Raw genomic sequence first — 13493 nt, 5'->3', positions numbered from 1 at the left:
GAATTGTCAAATCGCAAATGGAGATCGTAGATTTTATCAATAAACAACCAAAGTGAATTGAAATAACTACCATAACAAAAATCGACATCCTTTTCCAACAACTCCCCTACCGAAAAACGTGGCGGTGGCAATGTGCCAACAATCAGCTTGGTAGTATCTTCCTGAATAAATGGCGGATATGGATGTTTATGAAGAAACAATTACAGACTTTTTTTCAGTTTTTCAACATCCTGAATGGTTGCTTTAAAAATCTGTTTGTTGGTTGCGGTCATATTTTGCATTTCTACAGAAAGTTCATCTACCAATGCTTTGGCATCCTTATTACGCTCCAAACGCACTAAAAAATTGGCAAATGCCAAACGCTCATTATAATTGGAATACGGTTTATCCAAAATTTCAAATTGTGCTATCGCCTCTTCCGTTTTGCCATTTTCGGCCAATGCCATTCCATAAAAAAATGGAATCTTTGACTTCTCGTATTCTTTATGATCTTGCAATCCGCTGCTGTATGCCAAAACTTGATCAAAATCTTTCAAATGGTAATAAGATTCTATCAAATTGGCCTTCACATAAAAATCATTTTGGGTTTGATCGTTTAGGGCTATTTGATAATGCTCAATAGCTTTGGCATAATGATGTGCCTCTAAATAAGCTTCTGCCAGATTAATCCTATTAAGATAAGTATCTGCAAAATCGAGTTGATCTTCCAAACGTTTAATTTTGCCCAACGACACATTCTTTTTTGAAGGTTCGATAACGGTGGCCAGATTACCGGAAACTTGTTCGGAGTTGCGTTTATAAAAAACTTGGGTCACCAAATAGGTTACACAACCGATAAACGGCAAAAAAAGAATTGCAAAAATCCAGTAAAAAGATTTCCTGTTTTTAAATAGGTGATAAATACAAAAACCTTGAAACGCTATAATTAAATATAAATACATGCTACTAAATTAAAGTACAAAGATAATGGTTTGATTTAGTATAAATTGAGTATCTTAAGATTTGATTCATTTTAACTTTAAACATTACAAAAAACATGGGAAAAGGTGATAAAAAAACAAGACGAGGTAAAATTCAACGCGGTTCGTATGGCGTAAAACGTCTTCGGATTAAAAAAAAGACCAATACACTTGAAAAAATCAGTGTGGACAAAAAGTCAAAACCTTAGGTTGATTTGATTTATAAAAAATGTCCTGTTTTCAAAATCCATCGAAAACAGGACATTTTTTTATCGTGTAAACACCAAATTATTTTCTTCAGATAGTTGCTCATGAAATCTATAATTTTCAATATCAAAAGCCTTGATATGATCTAAAGTTGTGGCGTTATTATCAATGATATAACGTGTCATTAATCCGCGAGCCAATTTGGCGTAAATACCAATAGTTTTGTAGGTTCCGTTTTTCAACTCTTTAAAATCTACATTTACCACAGGAACTTTAAGTGCTTTGGTATCGATAGCCTTAAAATATTCGACACTTGCCAGATTAAGAAACAGTTCATTATCGTTTAATTCGGCATTCAAAGCTTTTGTAATATCGGTTTTCCAAAACTCGTATAGGTTTTTATTTTTACCAATATTCAATTTGGTGCCCATTTCCAAACGGTAAGGTTGCATCAAATCCAAAGGTTTCAAAACACCATACAAACCTGAAAGAATCCTTACGGTATTTTGTAACGATTCTATGTTGGTTTCGGGAATTGTATAAGCATCCAATCCTCTATAAACATCGCCGTTAAAGGCATAAATAGCGGGGCGTGCATTGGCACTTGTAAATGGCAACTGCCAATCTTGATTGCGTTCATAATTAAGCTGACCCAAATCCTTAGAAATCTTCATCAACTCTGATAAGGCTTTTGCAGATTTCTTTTTAAGGACTTTATTGAGATGTTCCGACTGTTTTAAAAACTGAGGTTGCGTAGTTAAATCTGTTGGTAATGCTGTTTCAAAATCCAATGATTTTGCGGGTGAGATGACGAGTTTCATAGATAATTCCGGAAAAGCGGGGATTCGTTTAATTAAAATTTATACAATTTTGATTTGCAAAGTTACAAATCAAATTCCATATGTTTTAAGATTTACAAAACAGCAATCGCCCTCATGAATAGATCCAAAATCATGATCTATTTAGCAACAATAGTCTTTCAAGACTCCTATACTTTCAATCCGAATGCCAACAAAGCAATCATCCATACATCCATTTACCACATAGCCACATGATGAAATCAAACCGTTATTTTTTGATTCAAAATAAGCTTTGCCGTTTTTTCTTTTGATCAACCATTCAGTTTCTGCTTTATTATAAATTTCATCAAGTGTTAAGGCTTCAGCACCTTGATTTTTATGCGTTCCTATCTCCGCCTCATTTTCGGTCCACTCCAACGCTTCTTGCGGAATGTCTGACATTCCTTCTGTAGAAGTATATTTAAAATGTCGTTGAACTACCTTTCCTCGCACTACGGCAATATTGGTTTCCCAAGAAACACCGGTCCACGAACTGGCAACAACTTTGTATGTATAGGAGTTTTCGGATACTTCCTTGAATTCTGACCAAGCTTTTTGACTTTTCTTAAAGTCATTTTGATGGTCTAAGTCATCATCTGAAGAACAGGACGTCGCAAATACACCGATCATCAAAAATGCAATAAGGTAAATTTTGTGTTTCATAATTTTACGTTTTTATAGGTTATTGATTACGTAGATGCGAATTTACCTACTTGGTTGGGTCAAACTCCAACAAATATTTATCATACAAAAACACAAAAACCATCCTTTTTCCAAAAATTTAAGCTAAATCATTGTGTAAATCATCAGATAAATCTTAAAATAATTGATAATCTTATTTTTGAAAAACCATTAAAAGAAAGAAAACCAAATCAGATTATTCCAAGTCCATATCGATATCCTGATGCTTGGCATAATGCTGCCACTTGGCAATACAATCCTGCATATCTTGTGGTATTTCGGAATCGAAACTCATTAATTGACCCGTTGTAGGATGCTCAAACCCTAAAGTTTTGGCATGGAGTGCCTGACGCGGTAAAATTTTAAAGCAATTTTCAACAAACTGTTTGTATTTGGAAAAAGTCGTGCCTTTTAATATTTTATCGCCGCCATAGCGGGCATCGTTAAAAAGTGTGTGCCCAATATGTTTCATGTGCACACGGATTTGGTGAGTACGACCAGTTTCTAATTTGCATGAAACCAAAGTGACATAACCCAGGCGTTCAATAACTTTATAATGGGTTACGGCCGGCTTTCCTTTGTCTTCATCATCGTCCAAAAACACGGTATTCTGTAATCTGTTTTTGGGATGACGGCCAATATGGCCTTCAATTGTGCCTTCGTTTTCTTCAATATTTCCCCATACAAGCGCAATATATTCGCGCTCGCTGGTTTTATCAAAAAACTGTTTGGACAAATGCGCCATCGCCGTTTCGGTTTTGGCAACTACCAACAATCCACTGGTATCTTTATCAATACGATGCACCAAACCTGGCCTATTGCTCGAATTGTTGGGCAGATTGTCAAAGTGGTAAATCAAAGCATTAATCAATGTTCCGGAATAATTACCATGACCCGGATGGACTACCATTCCGGCTTCTTTATTGACCACCAATAAATCATCATCTTCATAAACAATGTTCAATGGAATATCTTCTGGTGCCAATAAATATTCATAAGGTGGATGCTCAAAAAGCACACGTATTTTATCAAATGGCTTAACTTTATAATTGGATTTTACGGCAATATCATTAACATAAATACTTCCATTTTTGGCGGCTGCCTGAATTTTATTACGCGTTGCGTTTTCAATAAAATTCATAAGATATTTGTCAATCCGCAACGGCGTTTGACCTTTTACGGCTGTAAACGCATAATGCTCATACAACTCATCATCGTTATCTTCTTCAAGATCTGGTGCATAATCCATCATTCTTCTTCGTCTTCTAAAACTCGGTTGCCATTTCCTAAAACCATATCTATTTTTGAAGTCATTGGCAATAAATCGCCTGCTTTAATTTCATGGCCTTCAAATGAAATGGATTGTACTTCATCTTTTCCTATATCATCAATATAAGAGATATTTCCCACTTCAAAGCCAATTGCTTCCAACGTTGGTTTTGCCTGACGGAATGTTCGGCCAACCACAATTGGCACTTCAACCTTGCGATAACCCGATGGATTTAATATTAAATATATTTTACGATCTTCTTTAACTTGACTTCCTGCCAATGGATATTGTTCAATAACCGAGTATTTGGGATATTTGGGATTATAATTGGCTGAATCCTGAATTTCCATAGTTAAGTCGATATCCTTTAATTCGATTTCAGCCGTTGCAACCGATTTTCCGGACAAATCAGGAACCGTTACAAAACTCCCATGATTGGTGCGATAGTCCAACCATTTTAAAATTAAAAAACACAATACGATCAATACTATAACCGCAAGAATAAGTTGTTTGAAAAACACTTTACTCGATAAAAATTTTATAAGGCTCATGAAAGTTTATTATAAGTGACAAAGATATATAAATACAACTTCTTTTTCTTTTGCTTTTAATATGATATTTTTGTTTATCAAGATACACTAAGAATTATAAGTATAAAACAGATAAGCACGTTAAATATTATAATTTCGATATAATGTATCCGGAAGATTAAAAACTGAACTTTAATTAATAAGATTCCCGCTATCACGGGAAATAAACATGAAAAAAAACATTGCCATTATCATGGGAGGATTTTCGAGCGAATTCAAGATTTCCCTCAAAAGCGGACAAGTAGTTTATGAAACACTTGATCCTACTAAATATAACGCTTTTCGTATTCATATATTTAAGGACAAATGGGTATATGTAGATGCCAACAACGGTGAACATCCTGTTGATAAAAACGATTTTTCAATAACTGTTGACGGTGTTAAAACTAATTTTGATTGTGTATTCAACGCTATACATGGCACACCAGGAGAAGATGGTTTTATGCAAGGCTATTTGGAGTTGCTCGGCATTCCGCAAACCAGTTGCAATATGTACCAAGCTGCATTGACGTTTAATAAACGCGATTGTTTAAGTGCTTTAAAACCTTATGGTATAAAAACTGCCGAATCCTATTATGTAAATCTAGGTGATGCCATTGATGAAGATGCCATTATTGCCAAAGTAGGCTTACCTTGTTTTGTAAAAGCCAACAAAGCCGGAAGTAGTTTTGGCATTAGCAAAGTCTATAAAAAAGAAGAGTTCAAAAAAGCTTTGGAAGTGGCATTTAAGGAAGATGACGAAATTATCATCGAATCTTTTCTTGATGGGATTGAAGTATCTGTTGGCGTGATCACTTATAAAGGCAAAGTGACTGTGCTTCCGATTACCGAAATTGTAAGTGAAAATGATTTTTTTGACTATCAGGCAAAATATTTAGGGCAATCTCAAGAAATAACGCCGGCAAGATTGACGGACGAACAAGAAGAAAAAGTAAATACCGTTGCCAAAAAAGTATATGAAGTATTGAAAATGAAAGGGTTTAGCCGCAGTGAATTTATCTTTAAAGATGGCGAACCACATTTATTGGAAGTTAACACTGTTCCCGGAATGACGGCCGCAAGCATTTTACCACAACAAGCGGCAGTAGCCGGAATTAGCTTGGTAGATCTATTTGGCAATGCCATTGAAGAATGCTTGAAGATTTAACCCTAAACCTTTTTGAAGAAGAATTGTATATTTGATTGTAATTTAAAAATGAGATTCCTTCCCGATAGCTATCGGGATTGGCAGGAAATATTATGAAACGCGCACTATTCCCAGGATCTTTCGATCCCATAACTTTAGGACATCAAGACATTATCAAACGCGGTTTAAAAGTGTTTGATGAGGTAGTTGTTGCGATTGGCATCAATGCCGATAAAAAATACATGTTTTCTTTAGAACAACGTCTGAAATTTATTGAAGACACTTTTAAAGATGAACCTAAAGTAAAAGTGATGACTTATAAAGGACTGACCATCGATTTTTGCAAAGAGATTGATGCTCAGTTTATTTTAAGAGGTTTGCGCAATCCGGCAGATTTTGAATTTGAAAAAGCTATAGCACATACTAACCGAAAACTCTCAAAAATTGAAACGGTGTTTTTATTAACAGCTGCAAGCACGTCTTATATTTCGTCGTCGATAGTTAGAGATGTTATTAGAAATAATGGCGATTATACAGTTTTGGTACCTGAAAGTGTTCGGGTAGAATAAATTGAAGCTTCCTAAAATGAGATATGTTGGAATTTCTTTTGAAGTGCTTCTTTTTTGAGTTCTAGCTTCCTTATGAAATTTATGTGCGTTTCAGAATTCGGATTGAATACTTTGTGAGCCATTCCTTTCTGAATAGCATCTACTTCTTCCATAACAGGCAATACATTTTCAGACAGCCAGACCAATTGAAATTTCTCCCAAATATAATTGATGGCGGTCGTATTAGGATGAATCATATCTTCTGCATAAAACCGATAATCCCGAAGCTCATCCATCATGATTTCATACGATGGAAAATAATAGCAATCTTGATGTGAAAACTTCATAATAAAATCATGTATTGCCGTAATTAAATGCGCTTTACTTTGTGTGTTTTCAATAAAACCATCTTTGATATGACGAATTGGCGATACCGTAAAAATCACAGAAACGGTTGGATTAAGGTCTTTTATTTTATGTCTTAAATTACGAAGTACATCTGTAATTTCATTCACGGAGAGTAATTCTTTGGTAAAATAACTTTGTGATACTTTATGACAATTGGCAACGACCGCATTGGATTCGCAATGTTTATAAACCCAAGCCGTTCCCAAGGTAATGACAATATGCGAAGCTTCTTTAATCTGTTGTTTAGTAACCACCAATTGGTTATTTAAAACGGTAAGCAAAGTGTTTTTACTAGTATTGCTCAGTTGCGAATGCGCATCAAAACAATGCCATTGTTCGTTATTGAAAAACACATCATCTTCAGTATATTCATCTTCTTTAATTGCTCTTTCAACAAGTGTTTCAATAGCTTTTGGGTGAAATAAAACACCAAACGGATTTTGATGACTCTGAAATTTAAAATATGATAACTTATCACCGATATTTTCAACAAAACATGAGCCTAACAGAAATACTTTCGATTGGTAGTCTATCAAGTTTTTGGTCTGCTTTTTAAGTGGGATGCTGGTTTGTAGTTTCATACTTTTATCGTCAAGTATTCTCGCGAAGGCGCAAAGGCGCAAAGCTAAAGTTCCTAAAGCTTATTAACTATTCTTGTGATTCCTGACTTTATTAATGGGCTATTAAAATTGATCAACAATCCCAATTTCAAACCACTAAGTTTTAAATAGGTCAATACTTGTTTTGGATGAACAGGATGGATTTCTTCAACTGATTTTATCTCTACAACAACTTTTCTTTCTACAATTAAATCTGTTCTATAACCTAAGTCAAGTTTGATATCTTTCCAAAAAACCGGAAGTGGTTTTTGTCTTTCAAAATACAGTCCTTTTGTCTTTAATTCAAAACACAAAATTTCCTCATAAACTGATTCCAACAATCCAGGTCCCAAATCAACATGAATGTGATAACAAGCATCTACAATAATACCAGAAATCTCATTTTCAGTCATAATATTCTATTTATTTACTGAAGCACTAAGTGTAAAGTTAATAAAGATTATGAACAATTCTAGTAGTGTTATAGCTATCGTCTATAATTCTGCTTTTATAGTAATTGATTTATTTTTCTCGCAGAGGCGCAAAAACGCTAAGCAAGGCGTTAATCTTAGAAAACTAAATTATTTCTCCGCGACTTCGCGGCTCCGCATAAGCATTAGATTTCTCCAAATCCTTGCGAGAGCATTGATTCTTTTTGTTCGCAAGGACGTTAGCTGGTCTTAAAAAATAAAATCACCCCTCTGCGACTTCGCGACTCTGCGTGCAATATATTCAATAAATCCCTAAGCCCTCAAATACTCTTCCGCAGCTTTCAACGCCTTATCAATCCCTTCAGGATTTTTACCGCCTGCCGTCGCGAAAAATGGTTGGCCACCACCACCACCTTGGATGTGTTTCCCTAATTCACGAACGATTGTGCCAGCATTAAATCCTTTGCTTTCTACCAGTTCTTTAGAAATATAACAAGACAATAAAGCTTTTCCATCAGTTTCGGCAGCAAACAATAAAAACAGATTGTCATATTGTTGTCCCAACTCAAAAGATAAATCTTTAATTCCCGCAGCATCCAAATCCACTTTTTTAGCTAAAAACTGAACGCCATTAATTTCCGCAAGTTCATTTTTAAGGTCAGCTTTTAAGTTCTTGGCTTTATCTTTTAATAAATGTTCGATTTGCTTTTTCAGTTCGACATTCTCGATCTGCAAATTTTTAATGGCCTTAATTGGTTCTTGAGCATTGTTTAAAAGGCCTTTTATTTCAAAAAACGCACGGTTATGTTCTTGGTAATAATCTTTCACGGCATCATTGGTAATGGCCTCAATACGCCGAATACCCGAAGCCACAGCACCTTCCGAAATGATTTTAAAATACCAGATATCACTCGTGTTTTTCACATGGGTTCCACCACATAACTCGAAGGATTTGCCATAACGGACTGTTCGCACCGTATCACCATATTTTTCACCAAAAAGTGCCATCGCACCCTCATTAATAGCTAATTCCATTGGAATATTACGTTGTTCTTGAAGTGGCAATTTGCCATCAATACGAGCATTGACAAAGTTTTCGACATCGGTTAATTCCTCAGGTGTCATTTTTGCAAAATGAGAAAAGTCAAAACGCAAATATTTAGAATGCACGGCACTTCCTTTTTGTTCAACGTGCGTGCCCAAAACTTCGCGCAATGCTTGATGTAGCAAGTGCGTTGCCGTATGATTGGATTCGGTACGACGACGTTGTTTTTCATCAACTTGTGCATTAAAAGTACCTCTCAAGTCGTTTGGTAGAGATTTTGTAAAATGGATAACCACATTGTTTTCTTTTTTGGTATCCAAAATATAAATAATATCACCGTTGCTATCTTTTAAATAGCCTTTATCACCAACCTGTCCACCTCCTTCGGCATAAAATGGCGTTAGGTTAAATACCAATTGGTACATTTCACCATCTTTTTTAGAAACCACTTTTCGGTAGCGTGTAATTTTCACATTGGTTTCCAAAAAATCATAGCCTATAAATTCCTGAACATCATCTTCAATTAAAACCACCCAATCTTCGGTGGTCATTTCACTGGCGGCACGAGAACGTTCTTTTTGTTTTTGCATTTCGACATTAAATCCATCGACATCTACATTAAATCCGTTTTCCTTAGCTATTAGCTGTGTTAAATCCAATGGGAATCCGTTAGAATCGAACAGCTCGAAAGCATCTCTTCCAGAAATAACTTTCAGCTTTTTTAATTCTTCTTCATCCAAGATAGCTTCAGCTTTAATTCGGCCGTTGGTGTTTTTAATAATCGCTTCAAGATTTGAAATTCCTGATGAAATGGTTCTTAAAAAAGATTGTTCTTCTTCTTTTATAACGTTTTCAATCAACTGTTTTTGTGATTTCAATTCTGGAAAAGCATCGCCCATTTTCTTGCTGAGCACATCAACCAATCTGTAAATAAAAGGTTCTTTCTGATCTAAAAACGTAAAACTATAACGAATGGCACGTCTTAAAATACGACGGATCACGTAGCCAGCACCAGTATTGCTCGGCAATTGTCCATCGGCAATCGAAAACGAAACGGCACGAACGTGATCAGAAATTACGCGAATGGAAACATCAACCATTTCCTCTTTACCATACGTCTTATCGGTAATGGTTTCAATTTCGCGAATAATTGGCGTAAAAACATCGGTATCATAATTGGATTGAACCCCTTGCAAAACCATGCACAAACGCTCAAAACCCATTCCGGTATCGATATGTTTTTGAGGTAGCGGCTCTAAGGATCCATTCGCTTTACGATTGTATTGCATAAAAACCAAGTTCCAGATTTCAACTACTTGCGGATGATCCATATTGACCAAGGTTTTACCATCAACCGCTGCTTTTTCTTCTGCTGAACGGATATCCACATGGATTTCACTACAGGGACCACACGGACCTTGATCGCCCATTTCCCAAAAATTATCCTTTTTATTACCCATCAAGATGCGATCTTCAGAAATAAAGGATTTCCACAAATCATAAGCTTCTTGATCCATTGGTAAATTATCTTCTTCACTACCTTCAAAAACGGTAACATACAAGATGTTTTTATCTATGCCGTAAACTTCGGTCAAAAGTTCCCAAGCCCAAGCAATGGCTTCTTTTTTGAAGTAATCGCCAAAACTCCAGTTGCCCAACATTTCAAATAAGGTATGGTGGTATGTGTCAAAACCTACCTCTTCCAAATCGTTGTGCTTGCCAGAAACCCGTAAGCATTTTTGCGTATCAGCTATACGATGATGTTTAGGTTGTGCATTTCCTAAAAAATATTCTTTAAAAGGTGCCATCCCCGAATTGACAAACATTAACGTAGGATCGTCCTTCAAAACCATAGGTGCTGATGGTACAATGGCATGTTGCTTTTCTTTGAAAAAATTTAAAAATTGGGAACGAATGTCTTGAGATTTCATTGGTATAAATTGATGTCTTATTTTATTATATTTTTAGCAATATGACAGACTTTTCATAAAATTATTTTAAAGTTTGCATATCACTAACCTACATTAATTGAGAATGGTTTAGTTTTACTAAATTTACAATTAAAATATTTTGTAGGTTTGTTCGTTTGCTTAATGTCAAATGACCCTTATGGTTTGCATTAATTCTGCAAAAATAGTATAAATTAGGAAATGAGTAAGGTTAAATATTATTACGATGCTGAAAGTCTCTCTTATAAGAAAATAGAGAAACGAAAAAGAAACACTTTAAAATATGCTTCCATATTTATTTTAGCATCGGCATTGTTTGCTTTCCTGTTTGTCTTTTTGGCAAGTCAGTTTGTTCAATCTCCAAAAGAGCGTGCTTTGGCAAGAGAACTCCAACACATGGAACTGCAATATCAATTGCTCAACAAGAAAATGGACGAGGCCCAAGCAGTACTCGCCAATATTGAAGAACGTGATAATTCCATTTACCGACTTTATTTTGAAGCCAATCCCATTCCTGAAGAACAGCGCAAAGCTGGTTTTGGAGGTGTGAATCGTTATAAAAATCTGGAAGGTTTTGATAATTCAAAAATCATTATTGAAACCAATAAACGCATGGATATTTTGCAAAAACAAATTGTTGTGCAATCCAAATCCTTAGATGAAATAGCCGTTTTAGCGGCCGATAAAGAAAAATTCCTATCTTCAATTCCTGCAATTCAACCTATTAGCAATGAAGACCTTACCCGAATGGCCTCAGGATATGGCTACCGTACCGACCCTTTTACGAAAGCCAAAAAATTCCATTATGGCATGGACTTTACCGCGCCACAAGGCACCCCGGTTTATGCTACTGGTGATGGTGTTGTTACCCGAGCAGACAACGCCTCTTCAGGTTATGGCAATCATATAAGAATTGATCATGGTTATGGCTACGTCTCGCTTTATGGCCATTTGTACAAGTATAATGTGCGTGTCAACCAAAAAGTAAAGCGTGGCGACCTCATTGGTTTTGTGGGCAGCACCGGACGTTCACAAGCACCTCACATCCATTATGAGGTTTTTAAAGATGATGAACGCATTAACCCAATGAACTTCTATTATGGTCATCTGTCCGCAGAAGAATATAGCATACTCTTGGAGCGCGCATCCTTAGAAAACCAATCCCTAGATTAATATGCACATCGATCTACCCGAAAAAAGATATTATGGCATTGGCGAAGTAGCGAAAGCATTCAAGGTCAACACCTCTTTAATTAGATTTTGGGAAACAGAATTTGATATCCTTAAACCAAAAAAAAATGCAAAAGGCAATCGGAAATTTTCGCAAGAAGACATAAAAAACCTTAAATTTATCTATCATTTGGTTAAAGAGCGCGGTTTTACACTTGAAGGTGCAAAAACACATCTAAAGGAAAATAAACAACAAGCGCTTAGCCAATTTGAAATCATCGATAAATTAGAAGATATCAAAGCACAACTTTTAAAAATTAAATCGCAACTCTAAAACCAACATATTATGAAAAAATGGCTCGTTCCCGTAATTATTATCGCAGTAATCGCATTTGGACTCTATTCATGGGGGAAAAACTTTAACAATACAGCAGTTGAACTTAAAGAAACGGCAACCAGAAGTTGGGGTGATGTAGAAAGCAGCTACCAACGTCGTAATGACCTTATTGGTAATCTTGTAAAAACCGTACAAGGTGCCGCCGATTTTGAACGTTCGACCTTAACAGAAGTTATTGAAGCAAGGGCCAAAGCCACGTCAACCACTATCGATCCGACCAACCTGACACCAGAAACTATGGCCCAATTTCAGGAAGCCCAAAATGGTTTGAGTGGAGCGCTATCACGATTATTGGTTTCGGTAGAGCGCTATCCTGAACTTAAGGCTAATCAGAATTTTTTGGAATTACAATCGCAGCTTGAAGGTACTGAAAACAGAATTAACGTAGCACGAGATCGTTTTAACCAAGCCGTAGAACCTTATAACAAACACATCAAGGTTTTCCCAAACAGCTTGTTGGCAGGTCTTTTCAATTTTGACGGTTTAGATTATTATAAATCAGATGCTGGTTCGGAAAAAGCTCCGGATGTCGATTTTGATTTTAAATAATTAAAACCGACGGTCAATTGCTATTGACAATAATTCATAAAATTAAAGCATCCAATTATCAAAAAAATGTCTAAAACAGAAGATTTTCTCACCGCTGAAGAAGAACAACAAGTGATTACAGCCATCAGAACGGCAGAAAAAAACACTTCGGGCGAAATACGTGTGCATCTCGAAAAATCTTCTAAAAAAGATGTGTATGAACGGGCTTTAGAAGTTTTTCATCTCCTAAAAATGGACAATACAAAACTCCAAAATGGCGTATTAATTTATGTAGCCGTGGAGGACAAAACCTTTGTTATTTTTGGTGACGAAGGCATTAATAGTGTCGTTGCCGATGATTTTTGGGAAAGCACCAAAAATGTGATGCAAGGCCATTTTAAAAGAGGCCATTTCAAACAAGGATTGGTAGATGGTATCTTAAAAGCAGGTAAACAATTGGAAACTTATTTCCCTTGGGAATCGGGCGATAAAAATGAAATTCCTGATGATATTTCCATAGGATAAAAATCAAATGAGCACTATGCAATCAAAAATCAACAGTCAAACTAACACTAATTACAAAGGGAGCGTTTATCAACGCTTTCTTTTTAGCACACTGTTGATTTTATGCAGCATTCAGCTTGGATTTTCTCAGTTTAATATTCCCGATAAGCCTAAAAAACTCACCGACCAAACCAGTGTTTACCAATACACTTCTTTATTATCTGAAAGTGAGAAAAGCACTT

The 13493-nt window shown here is 35.8% G+C and carries 15 protein-coding genes and 2 pseudogenes; 8 read left to right on the top strand and 9 right to left on the bottom strand.

Annotated features, from left to right (window positions below; translation table 11 throughout):
- A pseudogene (locus tag VNJ50_RS05410) lies at nt 1-200 on the bottom strand (uracil-DNA glycosylase family protein); the annotation flags it as partial.
- Nucleotides 201-941, bottom strand: coding sequence for a hypothetical protein (locus tag VNJ50_RS05405; protein WP_325579783.1), 741 nt, complete (start codon nt 939-941; stop codon nt 201-203). It lies immediately after the preceding pseudogene.
- Between the two features lie 95 nt (nt 942-1036).
- Between VNJ50_RS05405 and VNJ50_RS05400 the strand changes: the two genes are divergently transcribed.
- On the top strand, nt 1037-1168 hold the full coding sequence (locus tag VNJ50_RS05400; protein ID WP_325579781.1) for a 30S ribosomal protein THX: 132 nt from the start codon (nt 1037-1039) through the stop codon (nt 1166-1168).
- A gap of 60 nt (nt 1169-1228) precedes the next feature.
- Here the strand turns inward: VNJ50_RS05400 and yaaA are convergent, their stop codons facing one another.
- The 4 genes from yaaA to VNJ50_RS05380 all read right to left on the bottom strand — a co-directional run bounded on the left by yaaA (nt 1229) and on the right by VNJ50_RS05380 (nt 4507).
- Nucleotides 1229-1987 carry a peroxide stress protein YaaA gene (yaaA, locus tag VNJ50_RS05395; protein ID WP_325579780.1) on the bottom strand — a complete coding sequence of 253 codons (759 nt, stop codon included), beginning with the start codon at nt 1985-1987 and terminating at the stop codon, nt 1229-1231.
- A gap of 141 nt (nt 1988-2128) precedes the next feature.
- Entirely contained in the window at nt 2129-2668 is a 540-nt protein-coding gene (locus VNJ50_RS05390; protein ID WP_325579779.1) for a hypothetical protein, read from the bottom strand.
- Between the two features lie 214 nt (nt 2669-2882).
- Complete coding sequence (locus VNJ50_RS05385) at nt 2883-3938, bottom strand: RluA family pseudouridine synthase (RefSeq protein ID WP_325579777.1); 1056 nt, start codon at nt 3936-3938, stop codon at nt 2883-2885.
- Nucleotides 3935-4507 (bottom strand): PASTA domain-containing protein, encoded by a 573-nt coding sequence (locus VNJ50_RS05380; protein WP_325579775.1) that lies wholly within the window; start codon nt 4505-4507, stop codon nt 3935-3937. Before VNJ50_RS05380 ends, VNJ50_RS05385 begins: the two co-directional genes overlap by 4 nt.
- 208 nt (nt 4508-4715) lie before the next feature.
- On the opposite strand from VNJ50_RS05380, the gene VNJ50_RS05375 reads away from it, so the two are divergent.
- Nucleotides 4716-5693 carry a D-alanine--D-alanine ligase gene (locus VNJ50_RS05375; protein ID WP_325579773.1) on the top strand — a complete coding sequence of 326 codons (978 nt, stop codon included), beginning with the start codon at nt 4716-4718 and terminating at the stop codon, nt 5691-5693.
- Between the two features lie 92 nt (nt 5694-5785).
- Nucleotides 5786-6241, top strand: coding sequence for a pantetheine-phosphate adenylyltransferase (gene coaD, locus VNJ50_RS05370; protein ID WP_325579771.1), 456 nt, complete (start codon nt 5786-5788; stop codon nt 6239-6241).
- Between the two features lie 11 nt (nt 6242-6252).
- On the opposite strand, the gene VNJ50_RS05365 is transcribed toward coaD, so the two are convergent.
- The 3 genes from VNJ50_RS05365 to alaS all read right to left on the bottom strand — a co-directional run bounded on the left by VNJ50_RS05365 (nt 6253) and on the right by alaS (nt 10634).
- Entirely contained in the window at nt 6253-7209 is a 957-nt protein-coding gene (locus VNJ50_RS05365; RefSeq protein ID WP_325579769.1) for a GSCFA domain-containing protein, read from the bottom strand.
- A gap of 53 nt (nt 7210-7262) precedes the next feature.
- A complete protein-coding gene (locus VNJ50_RS05360; protein WP_325579767.1) occupies nt 7263-7640 on the bottom strand; it encodes a GxxExxY protein in 378 nt (125 codons plus the stop codon).
- A 330-nt stretch (nt 7641-7970) separates the two neighbouring features.
- Entirely contained in the window at nt 7971-10634 is a 2664-nt protein-coding gene (gene alaS, locus VNJ50_RS05355; RefSeq protein ID WP_325579765.1) for an alanine--tRNA ligase, read from the bottom strand.
- Nucleotides 10635-10853: 219 nt separating this feature from the next.
- Here alaS and VNJ50_RS05350 point away from each other — a divergent pair, with 219 nt between their 5' ends.
- From VNJ50_RS05350 to VNJ50_RS05330, 5 genes and pseudogenes are all read left to right on the top strand, one after another.
- Nucleotides 10854-11825: a M23 family metallopeptidase gene (locus tag VNJ50_RS05350; protein ID WP_325579764.1), complete on the top strand. Its 972-nt coding sequence runs from the start codon at nt 10854-10856 to the stop codon at nt 11823-11825.
- A 1-nt stretch (nt 11826) separates the two neighbouring features.
- Nucleotides 11827-12156 (top strand): MerR family transcriptional regulator, encoded by a 330-nt coding sequence (locus tag VNJ50_RS05345; RefSeq protein WP_325579763.1) that lies wholly within the window; start codon nt 11827-11829, stop codon nt 12154-12156.
- Between the two features lie 12 nt (nt 12157-12168).
- Nucleotides 12169-12768 (top strand): LemA family protein, encoded by a 600-nt coding sequence (locus tag VNJ50_RS05340; protein ID WP_325579762.1) that lies wholly within the window; start codon nt 12169-12171, stop codon nt 12766-12768.
- A gap of 66 nt (nt 12769-12834) precedes the next feature.
- The gene (locus VNJ50_RS05335; protein ID WP_325579760.1) at nt 12835-13272 is read left to right on the top strand and encodes a TPM domain-containing protein; all 438 of its coding nucleotides are present in this window, start codon (nt 12835-12837) and stop codon (nt 13270-13272) included.
- 16 nt (nt 13273-13288) lie between these two features.
- Nucleotides 13289-13493, top strand: a pseudogene (locus VNJ50_RS05330) (hypothetical protein); the annotation flags it as partial.

The organism is Gelidibacter sp., assembly GCF_035577925.1.
GTDB lineage: Bacteria > Bacteroidota > Bacteroidia > Flavobacteriales > Flavobacteriaceae > Gelidibacter.
This window is presented reverse-complemented; position numbering and strand designations above follow the sequence as displayed.